The sequence below is a fragment of the Mycetohabitans sp. B46 genome (assembly GCF_037389205.1).
GTDB lineage: Bacteria > Pseudomonadota > Gammaproteobacteria > Burkholderiales > Burkholderiaceae > Mycetohabitans.
Genome location: NZ_JADBGL010000002.1, coordinates 196,863 through 217,412 on the forward strand (window position 1 = coordinate 196,863; position 20,550 = coordinate 217,412).

Here is a 20,550-nt window from a genome sequence, read left to right on the forward strand (position 1 = left end):
CATTTTCCCCATATCGGGCTAACGTAGTACAACCGGAAACAAACAGGGTAATCGAAGATGCTCAAAGTTACTAAGGCAGTGTTTCCCGTGGCAGGTCTTGGCACACGGTTCCTTCCGGCCACCAAGGCAAGCCCGAAAGAAATGCTTCCAGTGGTGGACAAGCCGCTGATTCAATATGCGGTTGAGGAAGCGATTGCCGCAGGTATCACTGAAATGATTTTCGTGACGGGCCGCAGCAAGCGCGCGATCGAGGATCACTTCGACAAGTCGTATGAGATCGAAGCGGAGCTTGAGGCGCGCGGCAAAGACAAGCTGCTCGAGTTGGTGCGTGGGATCAAGCCCAGCCATGTTGACTGCTTCTACGTTCGCCAGCCCGAAGCGCTCGGGCTCGGGCATGCGGTGCTGTGCGCGGAAAAGCTCGTCGGCGATAACCCGTTTGCGGTCATCCTCGCCGACGACCTGCTGTACGGTCGCCCGCCCGTGATGCAGCAGATGATCGAGGTGTTTGATCACTATCACAGTTCGGTGATCGGCATCGAGGAAGTGCCGCATGAGGAAACGAAGTCGTACGGCATTGTCGACGGCAAGGAATGGGAAGACAACATCGTCAAGATGTCGGGCATCGTCGAGAAGCCGGCCCCGGAGGTCGCGCCATCCCATTTCGGCGTGGTCGGCCGCTACGTGCTCAAGCCGCGCATCTTCAGTCACTTGCGTGCACTGAAGCCAGGCGCAGGCGGTGAATTGCAATTGACCGACGCGATCCAGTCGCTGCTCGACGACGAACAGGTGCTCGCGTACAAGTACCACGGCACGCGCTTTGACTGTGGCAGCAAGCTTGGCTACCTAAAGGCAACAATCGAATTCGCGCTCCAGCACCCGGAGGTTCGTGACGAGTTCGCCGAATACCTGCGCACCCGTTCACCGGTGCTCGAAGGCTAACGCCGCGACACGGCGTCGCCGCTCGCGGTGCCTTGCTACTCAGCGCCGACGCATCAGGAATACGAATGTCTTGTCGGCGCCCGTGCTGGTTTCGACTAGCTCGTTGCCGGTCTGCTTCGCAAACGCGGCGAAATCCCGCTGCGAGCCGGGATCCGTCGCCAGCACTTTCAGGATCTGGCCACTCTGCATGTCAGCCAGCGCTTTCTTCGCGCGCAAGATCGGCAAGGGGCAATTCAGCCCCCGCGCGTCAACTTCCTTGTGGATCTCCATCGAATCCCTACCGTTGGCTCAAACGCGATGCGGGTTCGCACCGTCTACGAATTGTAGCGAGAAACGACGCTGGCAACCTGCATTACCGACATGCTGACCAGGCTGTCGCTCGAGCACGCCATGCCGCCCGCGCAGCGCTATACCGACAGCCATTGCCGAGCAATCGCCGGCGTCGCCTCGAACTCGCTACGCGCACCGGTGAAGACGATCTCACCCAAGCCCGACGGACCGCGCCCCATCACGTAGACGCGTCGCGCCAGCTCCAGTGCCATCGCGGCACGCTGCTCGATCAACAGTATCGCCGTGCCGCGCACGGCCAGCGTCGCCAGTGCCACGCCAAGCTCATCGACAACACGCGGCGCGAGGCCCTCGGTCGGCTCGTCAATGATCAACACACGGGGCTGCGCAGCCCACGCCCGGGCAATGGCCAACATCTGTTGTTCCCCACCAGAGAGCGCACCCGCCTTCACGTCGGCACGGACACGCAAGCGGGGAAACAACTCGTACAGTGGCTCGAACACCGCCGGGCCCCGTGCGCGTCGCGGCAGGCCGAGCAGCAAATTCTGCGCGACGCTCAATGTCGGAAACACATCGCGGGTCTCGGCGACATAGCCAACGCCGGCGCGGGCGATGTCCACGGTGCGCAACGTGTCAATCTGCATGCCATCAAGCTCGATCGAACCGCGCCGCTCAACCAGGCCGACAATGGCTTTGGCCAGCGTCGAACGGCCCACGCCATTGCGGCCAAACAGGGCGACGATCTCACCGCCGTCCACGTGCATCGATACGTGCTGGATGACCCGCACGCCCTGGTATCCGGCCTCCAGGTGGCGCACGACGAGCCTCATGGCGCACGCGCGGGGCCCAGGTAGGCATCGCGCACGTCCGGATTGGCGCGGATCTGCGCCGGCGTACCGGTAGCCATGACCACACCGTCGACTAGCACCGAAATCCGGTCTGCGAGATCGAACACGACGTCCATGTCGTGTTCGATCAGCAGGACCGTGCGCCCCACCGCCATCGCGCGGATCAATGCAAGCGCCTCAATGGCCTCTGCCCGGCTCATGCCGGCGGTCGGCTCGTCCAGCAACAGCAGTCGCGCACCGCTGGCCGTGGCCATGGCCAACTCGAGCGCGCGCTGTCGGGCGTAGCTCAGTTGTGCGGCGCGGGCGCTGGCCTCGTCACCCAGACCCACTAGCCGCAGCCAGTCGAGTGCGCGCTCACGCAAAGCGCGCCACGCGGCAGGTAGCAGCCAGCGATCAAGCGGCGCGCCGCGCGAGCACAGCATCGCACAGCACACGTTGTCCAGTACCGACAATCGCGCGAACAAGCTGGGTGTCTGCAAGCCCCGCGCGACCCCAAGTCGGGCGATCCGATGTGCCGCCAGCCGCCGGATCGGCCTGGCATCGAGCCGCACGGTGCCCCGATCGGCCTGCGTGACGCCACTGAGCACATTGAACACCGTGGATTTGCCTGCGCCATTCGGGCCGATCAATGCGTGAATCTCGCCGGCTTGCACGTGCAAATGCACGCCGCGCAGCACAGACGTCGCGCGGTAACTGACATGGACGTCATCCAGCGTCACATCAAACGCCGGACCGCTCGGCGCGTGTCTCGGCCGTACCATCGGCGCGGAATCGATGGGTTTCGCTTGTTCCGGCGTACCGGCTGCTCGTGCCGGCACATTGGCGGCAGCGCCTGCGACGATGACCGACGCGGTGGTTTTGGCTACGGTGGGCCTCGTGGCTGCCGTAGAAGGGTGGGTCGAAGCCATGGCCGCTTTAGAAGCGCGGGTCGAAGCCATGGCTGCCGCAGCAGTATGGGTCGGACGCAAGCTCTCGGCAACCCGGCGCGGCGAACGCAGCGTCGTCCCACGCAGCGCGAACGCCGAGACCGCCATCCATACCGCACCGGCCACCGCGATGCCCCACCCGTTGGCGACATGCCAGCCCGGACTGATATCCGCGCCGATATCGCCAAATCGCCATGCATAAACTGACTGAATCACAGCGATACTGCCGGCCAGCATGCCGAGCACTGCCAGCGCACGTCCCATGCGTCTCCCGCTGAACCGCGGTAGCGCGCATCGCGCACGCCGGCTGCCCGCCAGAGCGGGCGGCACCCGGCGATGCAACCATGCACCGACCAGCCCGCCGGGCGCAAAAACCACGACGAGCAAGAAAAAAAGGCCAACGTACATCGGCCACGCGCGGGTGAGCGACGCCAAGCCGTTCGCGATCGACACATAGGCCACGGCACCCAACACAGGACCAGCGAACGTGCCAGTGCCGCCGATCACCACGGCGATCAACGCGGTCGCGCATGTTGCAACGCTCGCATTGTCTGCAGTGGCGATCTCAAAGGTCACCACCGACAGCGCGCCGGCGACGCCGGCAAAGAATGCGGCGATAACCGTCATCGCCCATCTCACGCGCGAGGGATCCACGCCGACGCATGCCGCCCGTCGCGGATTGTCGCGCACCGCATTGGCCACGTGCACGAGCGGCGTGCGCAATAACCAGGCGATCAGCATGCATGAGGCCAATGCGACCGCGATCACCAGGCCATAGGCCGCGCGCGTCGCGCCGAAATCGATACCGAGCCAGCCCGGGACAGCGCCGCGGTCGATCATCACGCCGCCCACGCCGCCAAACCATTCCGGCACGGTGCTCGCGGCAGTCGCAACCAGTTCACCGAGCCCCAGCGTTACCATCGCGAAGGTCACGCCGCCCCGGCGCGCACTGAGCCACCCGGCCGGGACGGCAACAAGCGCCGCACCTACGCCGCCGACCACCGGCAGCCACGGTGCGGGCAATGCCCACGCGTTGGCCACGCGCGCCGCCGCCAATGCGCCGATGCCGTAATACATGGCATGGCCAAACGACAGCAGGCCGGTTTGACCGAGCAACAAATCGTACGACAGCGCGAACACAATCAGCACAGCCGCCTGCGACGCGAGCGCCAGCACCGCTCCGCTCGGCTCGCCATGCGCCAGCGGCAGCAGCGGTAGCACAGCAAGCACGGTTGCCAATATCAGCCCGCCCCACGGCAGCCGCCGTACGTCACGGTCGCCCCGCGTGCCACGCGGCGTCTGGCGATGCGCCATCATGTGTCCAACTCCACATGGCCACGCACCAGCCCGCCCGGACGCAACACCAACACGATGATCAGCAACACAAAGGGTGTCACTGGCGCGAGTTGTGCCAACGTGATGCGGCCCCATGCGCCGGTCTCGTCCACCGTCGGCAACACCCAATGGAGCAGCGTGTCGAGCCGCATGTCAAGTCCGACAAGCAGCGTCTGCACGATGCCAAACAACAGCGACGCGGCGAATGCGCCAGCCAACGAGCCCATTCCACCGGCCACGACGATCGCGAACACGACCGAGCCCAGCGTTTCGGCCATCGACGTATCCGTGACGAATGCCGCGCCGCCGAGCACCCCGGCCACCGCAGCAAGCGCCGCGCCGCACGCGAACACCTGAGTATGCACACGCGCGACATCATGGCCCAATGCCTGCACGGCGTGCGGGTGCGTGCGCGCGGCCGCGATCACCAGGCCGATGCGGGAATACCGCAGTAGCAGCGCACAGAGGCCGAGCACGCCAGCGGAGATCGCCATCATGAAGGCGCGAAGACGGGAGAATGCCACGCCATGCCAATTCACCAGTGCGCCATCGAGCCACTGCGGCACGACGGCGGGCAACGGCGAGCGGCCCCATCCCAGTTGCACGAACTCGGCAATCAGATAAGCCAGGCCGAAGGTCGCCAGCAACTGGGCAAGCGGCCCGTGGCGGTGCACGCGGCGCAGCACGCCAAGCTCGAAAGCGGCGGCCAGGCCGGCCACCACGGCCGGCGCGAGGATCAACGCGGCGGCAAAGCCACTGTAGCGCGCGGTCGTGTAGCCGATGTAAGCACCGAGCATGTAGAAACTTGCATGCGCAAAGTTCATCACGCCCATTAAGCTGAACACGAGTGTCAGCCCGGCACACAACAGAAACAACAGCAACCCATAGCTCAGGCCATTGAGCAACACGGCAACGAACGATTGCATCGTCAAATCCGCGGGCATTCGACGTATCGCGTCCGCCGCCCCGCTATCGAACCAGCAGCTCGAGCACCGTGCACAACGGGTTGGTCAATCAGTTCGGCGCGGCAGCACGGACAATACCGGTAGTTGCTGCCCACGCCTGCGGGGGTCGATCCCATCATCGTTTGAAATGCGCGAAAGAGCCGCCTATTGTATCGGCTTTGAGGCGCCGCCTGGTCGCGCCGTGCATCGTCTGCCACACGCCGACGATGCGACAGGCCGACAGGCGCGTGGCCGGTTAGCGCTCGCGCGCTCCTGCCGCGCGGGCCACCACTACCAATAGAGCCGCGCCGAGCCATAACGCCGCTAGCGCGAACCCGAGTGCGGCAGAAAACGATCCTGTGCGCTCGGCGATCGGCGCGGCCACCAGCAGCCCGGTGATCTGCCCGATGCCATAGACGACGGTGGCGTAGCCCAGCAGTGCCGCAGCCCTTTCGCCGTGCAGGCGGCGCGCCTCGCGCATTGCAAACAGCGTGATCGCCGTAAACGGCAGCCCGACCAGCAAACTGCCAAGCGCGAAACCCGCGACCGTCGGTGATGCGTTGCTAAGCCCGATGCCCGCGGCGTGCTTACAACCGCGCCTGGATCCATTCCCTGACGCCGGAGAGCGCCGCCGACAGCTTCGACGGATCGGTGCCACCCGCCTGCGCCATGTCCGCACGGCCGCCGCCCTTGCCGCCGACCTGCTGCGCAACGAAGTTGACCAGTTCGCCGGCCTTGACCTTTTTGCTCGCGTCGGTCGTCACGCCGGCGATCAGGCTGACCTTGCCACCGTCAACACTGGCCAGCACGATCGCTGCATGCTTGAGCTTGTCCTTCAGCTTGTCCACCGTTTCACGCAGCGTCTTTACATCGGCGCCTTCGAGCTGGGCCGCCAGCACACGCACGCCCGCCACGTCGACCGCCTGGCTCACCAGCTCGTCGCCCTGGCTCGACGCGATCTTCGATTTGAGCTGCGCCAGCTCCTTCTCCAGCGCCCTGAACTGATCCTGCACCTGTGCGATGCGCGGGGCAAGCTCCGCCGGCTGGACCTTCAATGCCGCGGCAGCCCCCGCGAGCGTCGACTCCAGGCCCTGCACATAGCGCACCGCATTGTCACCAGTGATTGCCTCGACACGACGGATACCGGCCGCCACCCCCCCTTCGAACACAATCTTGAACAAACCAATGTCGCCGGTGCGCCGCACGTGCGTACCACCGCACAACTCGCGCGAGAACCCCAGGTCGAGCACGCGGACCTCGTCGCCGTACTTTTCGCCGAATAGCGCCATCGCGCCCGACTTGACCGCGTCGTCAAATGACATCACTCGCGCGATGCCCGGCGTATTGGCCAGCACCTCGGCGTTGACAATCGCCTCGACGCGACGAATCTCGTCATCGCTGAGCGGCGCATGATGCGAGAAATCGAAACGGGTCTTGTCCGGATCGACCAGCGAGCCCTTTTGCTGCACATGCGGGCCCAGCACCTCGCGCAGCGCCTTGTGCATCAGGTGCGTCGCCGAGTGATTGCGCGCAGTGCGTGCGCGCCGCTCGGCATCGACACGGGCGCTAACGACATCGCCGACCTTCAGCTCGCCCTGCTCGAGGGTACCGTGGTGGCCGACCACGTCGGCCTGCACCTTCAACGTGTCAAACACCGCAAAGCGCACCGTCGCATTGCCGATTGTGCCCTGGTCGCCGACCTGGCCGCCCGACTCCGCATAGAAAGGCGTCTGGTCAAGCACGACCACGCCCTGCTGGCCCGCCCGCAGCGATGGCACCGCCATGCCGTCGACATACACCGCGACGACCTTGGCATCGTCGAACACGTGCTTGTCGTAGCCGTGAAATGTCGTCTTGCCGCCCGTGTAGTCGAGCGCTTGGGTCATCCGGAACTTGCCGGCCGCACGCGCCTGCTCGCGCTGGCGCGCCATCGCTTCATCGAACGCCACCTCATCGACGCCGATGCCCCGCTCGCGGCACACGTCCGCTGTCAGGTCCAGTGGGAAGCCGTACGTATCGTGCAGCTTGAACGCAAGCTCACCGTCGAGCACTTTCACGTCGCGCGCCGCAAGCTCGGACAGCGCGGCGTCCAGGATCGACATCCCGTGCTCGATCGTCTCGAAGAATCGTTCCTCTTCCTGGCGCAGCACGTCGGTCACGCGCTGCTGCGCCGCCGTCAGCTCGGGATAGGCGGCCCCCATCTCGCCGACCAGATCCTCGACTAGCCGGTGAAAGAACGGGCGCTTGCGGCCAAGCTTGTAGCCGTGGCGGATCGCGCGACGCACAATGCGGCGCAGCACGTAGCCGCGCCCCTCATTGCCCGGAATCACGCCGTCAACGATCAAGAAGCTGCACGCGCGGATATGGTCGGCGATCACCTTCAGCGAGTTGTGCGCAAGATCCGACACGCCGGTTTCGCGCGCCGCTGCGGCGATCAACCGTTGGAACAAATCGATCTCGTAGTTGCTGTGCACGTGCTGCAGCACCGCGGCGAGCCGCTCCAGGCCCATGCCGGTATCAACGCACTGCTTGGGCAACGGCGTCAGGTTGCCTTGCGCATCGCGGTTGAATTGCATGAACACGAGGTTCCAGATCTCGATGAAGCGGTCGCCTTCCTCGTCGGCCGATCCGGGCGGCCCACCCCACACCTGCGGGCCATGATCGTAAAAAATCTCCGAGCACGGGCCACAAGGACCGGTATCGGCCATTTGCCAGAAATTGTCCGATGCATAGCGGGCACCCTTGTTGTCGCCGATGCGGATGATCCGCTCGAGCGGCACGCCGATTTCGTTGGCCCAGATGCCGTACGCCTCGTCGTCCTCGTGGTAGACGGTTACGGTTAGCTTCTCAGGCGGCAGCTGGTAGACGCGTGTGAGCAGCTCCCACGCATAGTGGATCGCGTCGCGCTTGAAATAATCGCCGAACGAGAAGTTGCCCAGCATCTCGAAGAACGTATGGTGCCGAGCGGTATAGCCAACGTTCTCCAGGTCGTTGTGCTTGCCACCAGCTCGCACGCTGCGTTGCGCGGTCGTGGCCCGCGAGTACGGCCGCGTGTCGGCGCCCAGAAATACATCCTTGAACTGCACCATGCCGGAGTTGGTGAACAGCAGCGTCGGATCGTTGGCGGGCACGAGGCTCGACGAGCGAACGATCGTATGGCCCTTCGATTCGAAGAATCTCAGGAACTTCTCGCGGATTTCAGCGGCTTTCATAGCGTGCTTCGAGTGGTCTGTCGCTGGCGCGCCAGCGCATCGGGTAAATCCGGACACGGGCGCGTCCGTTTAAACGATTGATTATACGGGATGGGCGCACCAGCCTGCCCCCCGTATAATCGCTGCAACCGTCGCACTTGCAAGGAGACATGTTCGGTTATGGGAGCCTTGACTCAGTTGCGCGTCCTGGACCTGACACGCGTGGCGCTAAAGCGTGCGGACGTGCCATGCGGGCCGATCAACGACCTTCAACCCGTATTCGACGATCCGCCAGTCATCGCGCGAAGATTACGCGTCGGTTTGCCGCATTCGAGCGGCGGCACCGCGATACGGGTGGCCAACCCGGTGAAGATGAGCGCGACGCCGCCGCAAGCCCGCCTCGCGCCGCCGGCCCCTGGCCAGCATACCGATAAAGTGCTGGCCGAATGGCTCGGCTACAACGCGGCCACGCTCGCCGCATTACGCGAGCCACAGGTTATCTGACATGGAGCGTGCACCCAGCACATGGTTCAAGCTGTGGCCCGACCTGCGGCACGATCTACCGCTGTTCGGCGCGCTGGGCTTGGCCGCCGCGCTCGCGCTGCAGTGGTGCGGGCGCCCGTACGCAATCGATAAGCTTGCCTTGCCGGTTTCGTTCCTCTACCTTGCCTTTGCAGCGATGGCGCTGGCCTGCACGCTCCAGTGTTGCGGCGCACTCGTGCTCGCGTTCATGCCGGATGGCGCCGCGCGGCGGCTCGACGCCGCGCTGCACCACGTGGAGCGCCGCGTGTCGGCATTCTCGTCGAGCGCCGGCTCACTGTTGTTCGGCTTCGCGCTTGGGTTGGCACTGCTGCACGATACGCTTGGCGCGCTGCAGTCGTCCAGTTGTGCCGTGCTCGCGATCGCGCTCGCCGAGATAGGCGCGAACGCCACGCGCTGCCGTCGCGAGGGCTTTGCCACACTCTATCCGCTGACGTTGCTGATTATGCTCAAGCTGTAATTCGTGTTAGCGCTCGCGCCTCGCTCGTTCTGAGCGTCGCGCAAGCGCGACGCCGCATCGGATAGCCGCCCTACCGGATCACCCTCGCGACGCCGCGCTTGCGCGGGTCCGCCACCGGCTCGGGCGTATCGCCGTTGATCTTCACGAGTTGGACGTCGCCGTTGAACGCTTGCCCTTGCAGCGTATAGCCGAGCGCCTGGAGTTGCTGCGCAAGCTCACCCTCGATCGGCCGGTACGGCTCCCAAAAAATCGTGTTGGGCGGCAGCAACTGATGATGAAAGCGCATCGCGGCAATGGCCTCGTTGGCCGGCATCTTAAAGTCGTACAGGTCGGTTATGACCTGAAACACGGATGTGAAGATACGCGAGCCGCCTGGCGTGCCAATTACCAGCGCAAGCTTGCCGTCTCGCGTGAGGATCGTCGGTGTCATCGACGACAGCGGCCGCTTACCGGGCTCGATCGCATTGGCATCGCTGCCAACCACCCCGTACAGGTTTGGCACCCCGGGCTTGGACGAGAAGCCGTCCATCTCATTATTCAACAGGAAGCCCGCGCCTTCGACAACCACCCCGGAGCCAAAATAGCCATTGATCGTATAGGTATTCGACACGGCGTTGCCCCACTTATCGACTACCGAATAGTGCGTGGTCTCGGCGCGCTCGTTCGCCGTGACGCGGCTCACGCGCTGCGCCGTGACCATGCCCAGGCCTGGCTGCACGCTACGGGTGTCCGATGGCACCTTCGGGTCGACCTCGGCCGCCCGCCTGGTCAGGTACGACTCGTCGATCAGCTGCGCGACCGGCACCTTATAATATGCTGGATCACCCAGGTATTGCGCGCGGTCGGCAAACACGCGCTTCTCAATCTCCGCGACCAGGTGGATGTACTGCGGCGAGTTCAGCGGCACGCCGGCGAAGCGGCTGCGCAGGCGCTCCTTCATCTTCAGCAGCTGGATCAACCCGATGCCGCCCGAGCTCGGCGGCGGCGCGGTGATGACCTGGTAACCGTTCCAGTTCGCGATGATCGGCTGGCGCCACACGGCCCGGTACTGCTGCAGGTCATGCCGGGTGATCCACTTGCTGCCGCGCGTCTGCGCGGCGATCAACTCGGCGGTCCTGCCGGTATAGAATTCGCGACCGCCGTGATCGGCAATGCGTTGCAGCATCTGAGCCAGCTCCGGTTGCTTGAACGTGGTACCGGCCTTCAACGCACCGAAATAGCGGCTGAAATTGGTCTTGCCCTCATAGTGCTTTTCCTCCGCTTCGCGCACCTGCTGCAGTTGCGGCTCGACTTCGAAGCCTTGGCGCGCGTACTGGATTGCCGGTGCCAGCACCTGCTTCCATGTCAAGCGTCCAAAGCGGCGATGCACCTGCCACATGCCGTCAACGGTGCCCGGCACCCCGGCGGCCTTCTCGCCGACCAGGCTCATGCCGCTGACCACCTTGCCCTTACCGTCCAGATACATGTTGCGCGACGCGGCGGCCGGCGCGCGCTCGCGGTAGTCAACGAAGTACGGCTTGCCTTCCATGTACAGCGTCATGAAGCCGCCCCCGCCAAGATTGCCCGCCTCCGGATACGTGACTGCCAGCGTGAACGCGATGGCCACCGCCGCGTCGATCGCGTTGCCGCCTTCGTTGAAGATCTGCTGGGCAGCATCGGCGCTGTACTTGTCGGCCACCGCGATGGCCGACGCGGTCAGCACCGGGGTTTGGACGGGCGCCCTCGCAAAGGCCACTTCGTTGTCGACGAAGGACAACGGCAACGACAGTGCAACCGCATTGGCCACGATGCTTAGTATGGCGCGCGGCCAACGACAGGTGTCGTCCAGGCGCATGTGATATCTCCTTAATTTAATTAATATATTAAGTAATATGATTCTACTGACCGACACGGCGCAACACGTCAAAAAGCACGCCAGTGAGGACTACGTTTTTTATCGCCCAGAATCACGCATCAATGGCCTGCGCCGACCAGGCCGCCAGCGGCCGCGCCCACCACCGTGCCCAGCGGCCCACCGGTCAGCACGTAACCGAGTGCGCCCCCGGCCGACGCACCAATCGCCGCGTGTTTTTCCGAGCGCGACAACGACCCGCACGCGGACAATGCCGGAACGAGCGATACCAGGACCACCACCTTTGCGAGCGTCAACGCCTTCGCGTTCATGTCTTCTCCTTATGAGCGGGGCCGCGCGCATGCGCTAGCTCAGGGATCCTAAGAGACCGAGGCGCGGGGTGGCAAACAGTTTTACGGGCTGTTACAGATGTTACGGTCGCGGCCCCCGCCAGCCGATCGCACCACGCAGCCCGTATCGCGCCGTCACCTCGGGTAAAATGCAATGTCATGAACATTGTCCGGCCCGGGCACGGGCCGGCCCACCCTGCCCGCTCATGAATATCGAACGCAACGACGCAAGATCGGGTGCCAAGCCCGGCCAACACCCTGCCGCCCCTGCTAGCGTGCCGCCGGCCGGCGGCGGTTCGGGCGCACCCACGAACGCATCGGCTGAACCAGCCACTGTGTCGAACTTCATCCGCAACATCATCGAGGACGACAACCGGTCCGGAAAGTGGGGCCAACGGGTCGAGACGCGCTTCCCGCCGGAGCCGAATGGCTACCTGCACATTGGCCACGCCAAGAGCATCTGCGTAAACTTCGGCATCGCACGCGACTACGGCGGCGTTTGCCACCTGCGCTTTGACGATACGAATCCAGAAAAGGAAGATGTCGAGTATGTGAACTCGATCATCGACGCGGTCCGGTGGCTCGGCTTCGATTGGCAGAAGGACGGTCGCGAGCACCTGTACTTCGCCAGCAACTACTATGACAAGCTGTACGCGTTCGCCGAGCTGCTAATTCAGCGCGGCAAGGCCTATGTGGACAGCCAGAGCGCGGAGCAGATGCGCGCCACACGCGGCACACTGACCGAGCCGGGCACGCCGTCACCGTATCGCGACCGCACGCCGGAGGAAAACCTGGCGCTGTTTCGCCGGATGAAGGCTGGCGAATTTGCCGAAGGCACGCATGTGCTGCGCGCCAAAATCGACATGGCGTCGCCGAACATCAACATGCGCGATCCGGTCATCTACCGGATCCGCTTCGCTCATCACTATCGCACTGGTGACGCATGGTGCGTGTATCCGATGTACGACTACACGCACTGCATCTGCGATGCGCTGGAGAACATCACGCATTCGTTGTGCACGCTGGAGTTCGAGGATCATCGGCCGCTGTACGACTGGTTTCTCGCGGAACTGGCCGATGCCGGCATCTTCACACGCCCGCTGCCGCAGCAAATCGAGTTCTCGCGGCTCAACCTGACGTACGTGATTACGAGCAAACGCAAGCTGCTGCAACTGGTCGAAGGCAAGCACGTGGACGGCTGGGACGATCCACGCATGCCGACGATCGTTGGGTTGCGCCGTCGGGGCTTCACGCCAGAGAGCATCCGGCTGATGTGCGAACGCACCGGACTGACCAAGATCAACTCGTGGATCGACTTTGGACTGCTCGAAGCGGCACTACGCGAGGATCTGGACGAGAAGGCGCCTCGCGCGATCGCCGTACTCGATCCGCTCAAGCTTATCGTGGACAACTATCCGCAAGATAGCGAGGAAACATGCAGCGCGCCGGTGCATCCGCATCACCCGGAGCGCGGCACGCGGACCTTCCCGTTCTCGCGGGAGCTGTGGATCGAGCGTGAGGACTTCAACGAAAATCCACCAAAGGGCTATTTCCGGCTGTTCCCGGGCAATCGCGTGCGGCTGCGCTACGGTTTCGTCGTCGAATGCACGGGCGCGGACAAGGATGAGCACGGCAACATCGTCGCGGTGCATTGCCACTATTTCGCGGACAGCAAGTCGGGGACCGAGGGTTCGAACCATTACAAGGTCAAGGGCAACATCCACTGGGTCAGCGCCGCGCATGCGTACCGTGCCGAGGTGCGCCTGTACGACCGGCTGTTCAAGGAGCCGCAGCCAGATGCCGGCGGTCGTGACTTCCTCGAAGCGCTGAATCCGGATGCTAAGCGCGTGGTTACCGCCTACCTGGAGCCGGACGCACAACAGTTCCTGCCCGAGGAGCGGGCTCAGTTCGAGCGACACGGCTACTTCGTCGCGGACCGTGTCGATTCGATGCCCGGCCAGCCGGTGTTCAACCGGATCGTCAGCCTGCGTGACAGTTGGGGCAAATCCGCGTAACAAGTGGCATGCAACGGACACCCGAACCGCACCGAGCCATTGCGGCAGGGGGAGCGCCTCGCCTAGCCAAAGCGCCGCGGCGCTCAGCCCGACGATCGGCACTAACAGCGAAAACAGCGCGACCTGCGCGGCTAGTTAGCGCGTCAGCAGGCGATCCCACAAGCTATAGCCGAGCAGCGTGGCGGCGAACGCCAAGTAGGCCACCACGAGCACCGACACAGCCGAGATCTGGGCGACCGACACGCGGATCGGCGCCGGCTCTTCGAACGCGAGCGGCTGGTCCTTTGGAAACACTTTGCGTTCCTTAACGGCTTGTCGTATGGCATTTGCCACGCGGCGGCCTTGCTCGGGCCACGCAAACGCCCATCAAGATAGCCTGTCCGTCAAGCCTATGAGGCCAGCGGCGGTACCGGCGGCACGCCGCACCAACTTAAAAAGCCTCGTGCGCTGAGGCGGGCGAGGCTATGTGCAACACCGAGATGCAGCGGTCGCGGCGCGGGACGCACTGAGCGCGCCCGTGCCCGGATCGGTTACTTCGAACCGGTGCCACCGCTGTCGGGGTGGCTTGCCGCCTTTCGTTGCTCGGCACTTTTCGCCTTCGCGCCGTGATGGTGGCGTGCATGGTGCTTTTTGGTATTCACGCCACTGGCGGCCGCCGGTGCGGACGCTGTCACGGCAGGCGCGGACGCCACCACGGGCGTCGATGCCGCGCCTTGCGCGTATGCCGCGGAAGCGGCGAACAGACCAGCGGTCAATGCGATCAGCAGCTTACTCATGTCGGACTCCTTTTCCGAACGCGCGAAACAGTCGCGCTTGGCTACAAAAACGCGATGGCCAACCACACCGTTGACGGCGAAAAGTAAGCAGTTGTAACGCCCCGGGCAACACCGCGCGCGCAGCGACGTTCCAATCGGTGTCCCAGCAACAGGCATGGCGGCAGCAGACGAGGGACAAGGTCCGGTGAGACCGAATGGGCGCCGTTACCGGACCGTTGAATTATGCAAGATCACCCTCATTTGGTAGTCGGACAGCCAATTCTTTTTTGCGAGGAACATGATGGACACGACGCTTGAGACTTTCGAGCAGGACGTGATCGCCGCATCGAGAAACGTGCCAGTACTGGTCGACTTCTGGGCGCCCTGGTGTGGCCCGTGCAAGGTCCTCGGCCCGCTGTTGGAAAAAATCGAGCGCGAGTACGGCGGACGCTTTAAGCTCGCGAAAGTCAACTCCGACGACAATCCGGAGCTGTCACAGCATCTTGGCATTCGCAGCATTCCGCACGTGATTGCGTTCGTCGACGGCCGGCCAGTGGACCAGTTCGTCGGCGTGCTGCCGGAAGGGCAATTGCGCCGCTTCATCGACCAGTTGGTGCCTGACGCCGCCGAAACCGAGCGCCGCGCCGCGCACGCCCTGCGGGCCGAGGGCCGCACCGACGAAGCGCTGGGCCGGTTGCGCACGGCACTGGCACTCGATCCGGGATTTGACGAGGCGCGCCTGGACCTGATCGAGTGGCTGCTCGACGACGATCGTTTCGATGACGCGCGGGCCGAGGCCGAATTCCTGTCGCCGCGAACCACGCAGGGCATCGACGCGCGCTACAACGCGCTGAAGACCCGGCTGGACGCAGCCGCGGTGGCCACCGAGTTGCCCGATACGAGCGCGCTGGAAGCGCGCATTGCGAATGATCCGGGGGATTTGGAAGCACGCTTTGACCTGGCCAGCCAATGGATCGCCGCGCGTCACTATGCCGGCGCGCTCGAGCAATTGCTGGAGATCGTCAAGCGCGACCGCTCGTTCCGTGACGACATCGGCCGCAAGACGATGCTGTCGGTGTTTGATCTTGCGTCAGGGCAGCCGCACCTGGTCTCGCAGTGGCGCCGCAAGCTGAGCAGCGCGCTATTCTGAACAGCCGCGCGCCGAATTCGGCTGGCGCGCGGCCAATACGCGCAGCACATAGGCTGCGGCGGCAAAGCCGAAGCTGCCGGTCACGCACACGCTCGAGCCGAAGCCCGCGCAGTTGAGCCCGATCGGCGCCGTGCCCATGTCCGGCGCGCCGGCATGCACGGCCTCCTCGCCGTCCAAATCGCATGCGGCCGCCTGCGGATAGATCAACGGCTCATCGGAGTAGACCGCCGGGACGTTGAACTTGGCCTTCGGCCCGCGCGGGAATCCGTGGTGTTTGCGCAACTGTGTCCGTACCTTGGCTAGTAGCGGATCCTGTATTGTGCGAGCCAGATCGTCAATGCGAATCCGCGTCGGATCGAGTTGCCCGCCCGCGCCGCCCACCGTCACCAACGGCACCCGGTGCCGAGCACACCATGCGATCAGCGCCGTCTTGGTGCGCACGCTATCGATGGCGTCGACGATGAAGTCGTACCCGACGCCCAACCGCGCGTCCAGATTGTCGGCTTCGACAAAATCCTCAACTTGCGTGACGACGCACTGCGGATGGATCGCTGCGATCCGCTCCGCCATTGCGCCGACCTTCGGCTTGCCATAGTTGCCGTTCAATGCATGGATCTGGCGATTTGTGTTGCTCTCCGCGACGTGGTCCAGGTCGATCAGTGTCAGGTGCCCGATCGCACTGCGCGCCAGCGCTTCGGCCACCCACGAGCCGACCCCGCCGATGCCCACGACTGCGACATGACAACGCTCGAATGCCTGCAGCGCGGCTGCGCCGTACAATCGTGCTACGCCGCCAAAACGGCGCGGATGGTCAGCTGTCTCGAATTCCCCGGTTTCCGAGGCTGGATCGGCTGGCGCCGCACGCGCGGCGCACGGTTCAGATGACGCGGTGTGGATGGCATGCGAAGTGGACATGGTCTAGCGTTGGAGAGGCAGAAGGAACACCGCCGCACCTCATGCACGATGCGGTGGCCAAACCGCTATTGTGCCTTGCCTGTGGCGGCTGCGTCGCCCTGTCGAGCGGCTATCGCCGTCTTCCGATATACTCGCCCCATAGTAAGCGACCGCATAAAAAGATGAGTTCCCTCGCTGACCTACGCAAGAACTACGCGCTTGGCACATTATCGGAGGCCGATGTCGACGCCGATCCGATCAAGCAGTTCGAACGCTGGTTCGAACAGGCGCTCGACGCACAACTGCCCGAACCGAATACGATGACACTGGCCACCGTTGACGAGCGTGGCCGGCCGGACGCCCGCATCGTGCTGATCAAGGGGATCGATGCGCAAGGTTTCACGTTCTTCACCAACTACCAGAGCCGCAAGGGTCGCGAATTGGCGCACAACCCGTACGCCACGCTGCTCTTCTATTGGATTGAGCTGGAGCGCCAGGTCCGCATCGAGGGGAAGGTGTGCAAGACCGCCGACGCCGAAAGCGACGCCTATTTCGCGTCCCGTCCGCTCGGCTCGCGCATCGGTGCGTGGGCGTCGGAACAAAGCGCGGTGCTGCGCGACCGCGCGCAACTGCAAGCGCGTGAAGCCCACTTCGCGGCGCAGTTCGGCAACCACCCGCCGCGGCCACCGCACTGGGGCGGCTACCGACTGGTGCCAGACGCGGTCGAGTTCTGGCAGGGGCGGCCATCGCGGCTGCATGATCGAATCCAGTACCTGCGCAATCCGGACAACACTTGGAGGATCGTGCGCCTGTCGCCGTGACCCTGCCTGCCCATGCCGGCGCGTTGCGAGACAAGGCTTCACGCGGGGCCACGTCGCGGGCCGGAAAGTTTGCATCACAGACGAACAACAGTTGCTTTGCTTGCGTTTCAACGAACAGGAGAATTCTTATGTTCTGGGAAAAAAAGCTTGCGCAATGGGTTTCGGAGGTGCGCGAAAAGGCTAATTTGCCCGCACGTCTAGTCCTGTGGGACGGACAGCAGCATGATTTCGGCCAGTTTGCGGCGCCGCAAGTCACGCTGAAGGTCAACACGGCTGCGGCGCTGCCGCTGCTGCTGGACCCGAGCCTGGACCACCTCGGCGAAGCGTATATCAAGGGCAAGATCGATATCGAAGGCAAGCTATCCGATGTGATCCGCGTCGGTTACTCGCTGGCCCGCAGCACGGTCACCCATGCCAGCAAGCTGGCGCGCGTGCGGCGCTATTTCACGCACACGAAAGCCTCGGACAAGAAGGCGATCCAGTACCACTACGATGTGTCCAACGCGTTCTACAAGCTGTGGCTAGATAAGAACATGATTTATTCGTGCGCCTATTTCGAAAAGGGCGACGAGGATCTGGATACCGCGCAACTGAAGAAAATCGACCACATCCTGACTAAGATCCAGCTGCAGCCTGGGCAGCGGCTGCTCGATATCGGCTGCGGCTGGGGGGCGCTCGTGCTGCGCGCGGCGCAGAAGTTCGGCGCACAGTGCGTTGGCGTCACACTGTCTGAAAATCAATTCGCGCTGGCCACGCAACGCGTCAAGGACGCGGGGCTGCAGGACAGGATCGAGATCCGGCTGCAGGACTACCGCGACGTGTCGGGGCAATTCGACCGCGTCACCAGCGTCGGCATGTTCGAGCACGTCGGTCGCAAAAACCTGCCGCTGTACTTCAGCAAGATCCGCGAGTTACTTACGGACGACGGCATCGCAATGAACCATGGCATTACGTCGAGCGACTTCAACAGCGGCGAAACCGCGCTGGGTGGCGGCGAGTTCATCGACAAGTATGTTTTCCCCCACGGCGAGCTGCCCCATATCAGCCTGGCGCTGGAAGCGATGCAGCACGGCGGGCTGGAGGTCACCGACGTCGAGAGCTTGCGTCGACACTACGCGCGCACGCTCGAGTTGTGGACTGAGAATTTCGAGAAATGCGCGGCCGAAGTGAAGGCGCTCGTCGATGACGAGAAATTCCGCATCTGGCGTGTGTACCTGGCCGGGTGCGCATACGCGTTCGACAACGATGACGTGTCGATCTATCAAGTGGTATGCCGCAAGGCCGGACGACCCGCGTGCACGCTGCCCTGGTCACGCCGCTACATGTACGCCAATCCACTGTGACCGAGCCAGCGCCACCCAACGACGGCCAATTTCATTTGTTCGGCACGCCCCCGCCGGCGACGCCGGCCGCTACCGGTAAGCCCGTGACCGCTGCGGCGGCGCGTCACTGCTCGCGCGGGGAGATCCTGCCGGCGCGCATCGACGAGCGTTGCCAGCGACTGGGCGCCGCGTTGCCGCCCAACGTGCGCCTCGGTACATCGTCGTGGTCGTACCCGGGATGGAATGGCCTCGTCTATGGCGACGAATACAGCGACAGCCGTTTGTCGCGCAATGGGCTAGCCGCTTATAGCGCGCATCCGCTGCTGCGCAGTGTCAGCATCGACCGGACCTTCTATGCACCACTGACCATCGGCGACTATGCACGTTACGCGTCGCAGGTGCCCGATGCGTTCCGCTTCACCGTGAAGGCGATGTCGAGCATTACCGATGCGACGGTGCGCGGTGAGCGCGGCATGCCGGGCGAAGCCAATCCATGCTTCCTCGATACCGGGTTAGCGCAGCGCGAGTTCATCGAGCCGTGCCTGCAAGGGCTCGGCCACAAGGCGGGCGCACTGGTGTTCCAGTTCCCGCCGCTGCCCGACAGATGGATTGCCGATCCAGCCGCGTTCGTGCAGCGCTTGCAGCCGTTTCTGGAGGCGCTACCAGCGCTGCCCGACGGGGTCGTGTACGCGGTGGAAATCCGCGACGCGATCCTGCTGACGCCCCGGCTGATGAAGGCCCTGCGAGCCGCGCGCGTGCGCTACTGCATCGGCATCCACGCACGGATGCCGTCCGTGCAGCGCCAGGCTGCTGCGCTGGCGCTGCTCGACTGCGACACGCCCGGCCCGTTGGTCGTGCGCTGGAATCTTCATGCGGGATTGAAGCACCAGCAGGCAGAAGCGCGGTACGCTCCATTCGACACGCTGCTCGATGACGACCGCGATACGCGCGAGGCACTCGCCGCACTGGCGGCACGCCACGCACGCGCAGGCCAATCCGTGCTGATCACGGTCAGCAACAACGCCGAGGGATGCGCCCCGCTCTCGTGCATCGCGCTGGCCGATGCAATTGTTGCCCAACTGGCTGCGCCCGGATAGTTTCGCCGCTGTGCACGGTGTCGCGTAGCGGGCTTGGCCAGGCGCCCTATCTCGGCGTGCCGGCGGGCCAGCACGAGCATGGGCCTGCGTCGCTAGGCGCGCCGCGACTTGAGCCGGTGCGCAAAACACTGCCGGAACTTGGCCACCTTCGGCGCGATCACGAACGAGCAATAGCCCTGTGCTGGGTGGTTCGCGAAATAGTTCTGATGATAGGCTTCGGCCGGCCAATAGTTTCCCGCCAGCAGCTCGATCTGCGTGACGATCGGCGCCTCATAGAGCCGGCGCGCCGCAAGCTCGTCGCGCAACGCTGTCGCGATGCGTGCCTGTTGACCCGAATGCGTGAAGATCACCGACCGATACTGGGTGCCGACGTCGTTACCTTGCCGATTCAGTTGCGTCGGATCGTGCATGGCAAAGAAAATCTCCAGGATTTCGCGATAACCGATTACCGCCGGATCGAACGTCAGATTGACGACCTCCGCATGTCCAGTCTCGCCACGGCACACCGCTTCGTACGCTGGAGCGTCGACATGGCCGCCCGCATAGCCTGACTCAACGGCCGTGACACCTTCGACATCCAGGAACACCGCTTCGAGGCACCAGAAACATCCTCCACCCAGCGTCGCCACTTCGCTCATCATTGCCCTCTATCAATCAGTCAGGAAACCCCCATCGAGTCAGGAATCCTCCATCGAGTCAGGCATCCCGTCATCGTGCGGCATGTCCATCGAGTCTTGTCCCCGCCCGCCCATCGGCGCGCGGTACCGCCTCACGGACACCCAGCAGCTCGATCAGCCGGCCCGCGCCCGATCCGCTACAATCGTGTCTTCGCCTCATTCAACGC

General features: G+C 64.0%; 19 protein-coding genes and 1 pseudogene. 8 read left to right on the forward strand and 12 right to left on the reverse strand.

What is annotated here, in order from left to right; translation table 11 throughout:
- Window positions 1-57: 57 nt before the first annotated feature.
- Window positions 58-939 (forward strand): UTP--glucose-1-phosphate uridylyltransferase GalU, encoded by an 882-nt coding sequence (gene galU, locus IHE30_RS02915; protein ID WP_337688689.1) that lies wholly within the window; start codon window positions 58-60, stop codon window positions 937-939.
- Window positions 940-978: 39 nt separating this feature from the next.
- Here galU and IHE30_RS02920 read toward each other — a convergent pair whose 3' ends face one another.
- The 6 genes and pseudogenes from IHE30_RS02920 to alaS form a co-directional block, all read right to left on the reverse strand.
- Window positions 979-1,209, reverse strand: coding sequence for a sulfurtransferase TusA family protein (locus IHE30_RS02920; protein ID WP_337688690.1), 231 nt, complete (start codon window positions 1,207-1,209; stop codon window positions 979-981).
- Between the two features lie 137 nt (window positions 1,210-1,346).
- Window positions 1,347-2,057, reverse strand: coding sequence for an ABC transporter ATP-binding protein (locus IHE30_RS02925; RefSeq protein ID WP_337688692.1), 711 nt, complete (start codon window positions 2,055-2,057; stop codon window positions 1,347-1,349).
- Window positions 2,054-4,318, reverse strand: a complete 2,265-nt coding sequence (locus IHE30_RS02930; RefSeq protein ID WP_337688694.1) for a branched-chain amino acid ABC transporter ATP-binding protein/permease — start codon at window positions 4,316-4,318, stop codon at window positions 2,054-2,056. Before IHE30_RS02930 ends, IHE30_RS02925 begins: the two co-directional genes overlap by 4 nt.
- Entirely contained in the window at window positions 4,315-5,262 is a 948-nt protein-coding gene (locus IHE30_RS02935) for a branched-chain amino acid ABC transporter permease (RefSeq protein ID WP_337688695.1), read from the reverse strand. Before IHE30_RS02935 ends, IHE30_RS02930 begins: the two co-directional genes overlap by 4 nt.
- A 274-nt stretch (window positions 5,263-5,536) precedes the next feature.
- A pseudogene (locus tag IHE30_RS02940) lies at window positions 5,537-5,863 on the reverse strand (YbfB/YjiJ family MFS transporter); the annotation flags it as partial.
- A gap of 4 nt (window positions 5,864-5,867) precedes the next feature.
- Complete coding sequence (gene alaS / locus IHE30_RS02945) at window positions 5,868-8,492, reverse strand: alanine--tRNA ligase (protein ID WP_337688697.1); 2,625 nt, start codon at window positions 8,490-8,492, stop codon at window positions 5,868-5,870.
- A gap of 159 nt (window positions 8,493-8,651) precedes the next feature.
- On the opposite strand from alaS, the gene IHE30_RS02950 reads away from it, so the two are divergent.
- The gene (locus tag IHE30_RS02950; RefSeq protein WP_337688699.1) at window positions 8,652-8,975 is read left to right on the forward strand and encodes a CoA transferase; all 324 of its coding nucleotides are present in this window, start codon (window positions 8,652-8,654) and stop codon (window positions 8,973-8,975) included.
- A gap of 1 nt (window position 8,976) precedes the next feature.
- Complete coding sequence (locus IHE30_RS02955) at window positions 8,977-9,471, forward strand: hypothetical protein (RefSeq protein ID WP_337688701.1); 495 nt, start codon at window positions 8,977-8,979, stop codon at window positions 9,469-9,471.
- 70 nt (window positions 9,472-9,541) lie between these two features.
- Here IHE30_RS02955 and ggt read toward each other — a convergent pair whose 3' ends face one another.
- On the reverse strand, window positions 9,542-11,305 hold the full coding sequence (gene ggt / locus IHE30_RS02960) for a gamma-glutamyltransferase (RefSeq protein WP_337688702.1): 1,764 nt from the start codon (window positions 11,303-11,305) through the stop codon (window positions 9,542-9,544).
- 119 nt (window positions 11,306-11,424) lie between these two features.
- Entirely contained in the window at window positions 11,425-11,634 is a 210-nt protein-coding gene (locus IHE30_RS02965) for an ornithine carbamoyltransferase (protein ID WP_337688704.1), read from the reverse strand.
- 224 nt (window positions 11,635-11,858) lie between these two features.
- Here IHE30_RS02965 and IHE30_RS02970 point away from each other — a divergent pair, with 224 nt between their 5' ends.
- On the forward strand, window positions 11,859-13,667 hold the full coding sequence (locus IHE30_RS02970) for a glutamine--tRNA ligase/YqeY domain fusion protein (protein ID WP_337688705.1): 1,809 nt from the start codon (window positions 11,859-11,861) through the stop codon (window positions 13,665-13,667).
- A gap of 135 nt (window positions 13,668-13,802) precedes the next feature.
- On the opposite strand, the gene IHE30_RS02975 is transcribed toward IHE30_RS02970, so the two are convergent.
- Complete coding sequence (locus tag IHE30_RS02975) at window positions 13,803-13,961, reverse strand: hypothetical protein (RefSeq protein ID WP_337688706.1); 159 nt, start codon at window positions 13,959-13,961, stop codon at window positions 13,803-13,805.
- 236 nt (window positions 13,962-14,197) lie between these two features.
- On the reverse strand, window positions 14,198-14,443 hold the full coding sequence (locus tag IHE30_RS02980) for a hypothetical protein (protein ID WP_337688708.1): 246 nt from the start codon (window positions 14,441-14,443) through the stop codon (window positions 14,198-14,200).
- A 280-nt stretch (window positions 14,444-14,723) separates the two neighbouring features.
- On the opposite strand from IHE30_RS02980, the gene trxA reads away from it, so the two are divergent.
- Window positions 14,724-15,572, forward strand: coding sequence for a thioredoxin (gene trxA, locus IHE30_RS02985; protein WP_337688987.1), 849 nt, complete (start codon window positions 14,724-14,726; stop codon window positions 15,570-15,572).
- Here the strand turns inward: trxA and tcdA are convergent.
- Window positions 15,564-16,487 carry a tRNA cyclic N6-threonylcarbamoyladenosine(37) synthase TcdA gene (gene tcdA, locus IHE30_RS02990; RefSeq protein WP_337688710.1) on the reverse strand — a complete coding sequence of 308 codons (924 nt, stop codon included), beginning with the start codon at window positions 16,485-16,487 and terminating at the stop codon, window positions 15,564-15,566. The genes trxA and tcdA overlap by 9 nt on opposite strands.
- Before the next feature lie 161 nt (window positions 16,488-16,648).
- Between tcdA and pdxH the strand changes: the two genes are divergently transcribed.
- The 3 genes from pdxH (at window position 16,649) to IHE30_RS03005 (ending at window position 19,706) form a co-directional block, all read left to right on the forward strand.
- Window positions 16,649-17,287: a pyridoxamine 5'-phosphate oxidase gene (gene pdxH / locus IHE30_RS02995; RefSeq protein WP_337688712.1), complete on the forward strand. Its 639-nt coding sequence runs from the start codon at window positions 16,649-16,651 to the stop codon at window positions 17,285-17,287.
- Between the two features lie 128 nt (window positions 17,288-17,415).
- Window positions 17,416-18,630: a cyclopropane-fatty-acyl-phospholipid synthase family protein gene (locus IHE30_RS03000; RefSeq protein WP_337688714.1), complete on the forward strand. Its 1,215-nt coding sequence runs from the start codon at window positions 17,416-17,418 to the stop codon at window positions 18,628-18,630.
- Window positions 18,558-19,706, forward strand: a complete 1,149-nt coding sequence (locus tag IHE30_RS03005) for a DUF72 domain-containing protein (protein ID WP_337688716.1) — start codon at window positions 18,558-18,560, stop codon at window positions 19,704-19,706. Before IHE30_RS03000 ends, IHE30_RS03005 begins: the two co-directional genes overlap by 73 nt.
- 92 nt (window positions 19,707-19,798) lie before the next feature.
- Here IHE30_RS03005 and msrA read toward each other — a convergent pair whose 3' ends face one another.
- Window positions 19,799-20,344: a peptide-methionine (S)-S-oxide reductase MsrA gene (msrA, locus tag IHE30_RS03010; protein WP_443193593.1), complete on the reverse strand. Its 546-nt coding sequence runs from the start codon at window positions 20,342-20,344 to the stop codon at window positions 19,799-19,801.
- Window positions 20,345-20,550 lie beyond the last annotated feature (206 nt).

Bases quoted from the DNA above. Each gene is read 5' to 3' on its own strand.
- galU (WP_337688689.1), top strand. From the start codon at position 58: ATGCTCAAAGTTACTAAGGCAGTGTTTCCCGTGGCAGGTCTTGGCACA.
- IHE30_RS02920 (WP_337688690.1), bottom strand. From the start codon at position 1,209: ATGGAGATCCACAAGGAAGTTGACGCGCGGGGGCTGAATTGCCCCTTG.
- IHE30_RS02925 (WP_337688692.1), bottom strand. From the start codon at position 2,057: ATGAGGCTCGTCGTGCGCCACCTGGAGGCCGGATACCAGGGCGTGCGG.
- IHE30_RS02930 (WP_337688694.1), bottom strand. From the start codon at position 4,318: ATGATGGCGCATCGCCAGACGCCGCGTGGCACGCGGGGCGACCGTGAC.
- IHE30_RS02935 (WP_337688695.1), bottom strand. From the start codon at position 5,262: ATGCAATCGTTCGTTGCCGTGTTGCTCAATGGCCTGAGCTATGGGTTG.
- alaS (WP_337688697.1), bottom strand. From the start codon at position 8,492: ATGAAAGCCGCTGAAATCCGCGAGAAGTTCCTGAGATTCTTCGAATCG.
- IHE30_RS02950 (WP_337688699.1), top strand. From the start codon at position 8,652: ATGGGAGCCTTGACTCAGTTGCGCGTCCTGGACCTGACACGCGTGGCG.
- IHE30_RS02955 (WP_337688701.1), top strand. From the start codon at position 8,977: ATGGAGCGTGCACCCAGCACATGGTTCAAGCTGTGGCCCGACCTGCGG.
- ggt (WP_337688702.1), bottom strand. From the start codon at position 11,305: ATGCGCCTGGACGACACCTGTCGTTGGCCGCGCGCCATACTAAGCATC.
- IHE30_RS02965 (WP_337688704.1), bottom strand. From the start codon at position 11,634: ATGAACGCGAAGGCGTTGACGCTCGCAAAGGTGGTGGTCCTGGTATCG.
- IHE30_RS02970 (WP_337688705.1), top strand. From the start codon at position 11,859: ATGAATATCGAACGCAACGACGCAAGATCGGGTGCCAAGCCCGGCCAA.
- IHE30_RS02980 (WP_337688708.1), bottom strand. From the start codon at position 14,443: ATGAGTAAGCTGCTGATCGCATTGACCGCTGGTCTGTTCGCCGCTTCC.
- trxA (WP_337688987.1), top strand. From the start codon at position 14,724: ATGGACACGACGCTTGAGACTTTCGAGCAGGACGTGATCGCCGCATCG.
- tcdA (WP_337688710.1), bottom strand. From the start codon at position 16,487: ATGTCCACTTCGCATGCCATCCACACCGCGTCATCTGAACCGTGCGCC.
- pdxH (WP_337688712.1), top strand. From the start codon at position 16,649: ATGAGTTCCCTCGCTGACCTACGCAAGAACTACGCGCTTGGCACATTA.
- IHE30_RS03000 (WP_337688714.1), top strand. From the start codon at position 17,416: ATGTTCTGGGAAAAAAAGCTTGCGCAATGGGTTTCGGAGGTGCGCGAA.
- IHE30_RS03005 (WP_337688716.1), top strand. From the start codon at position 18,558: ATGCCGCAAGGCCGGACGACCCGCGTGCACGCTGCCCTGGTCACGCCG.
- msrA (WP_443193593.1), bottom strand. From the start codon at position 20,344: ATGAGCGAAGTGGCGACGCTGGGTGGAGGATGTTTCTGGTGCCTCGAA.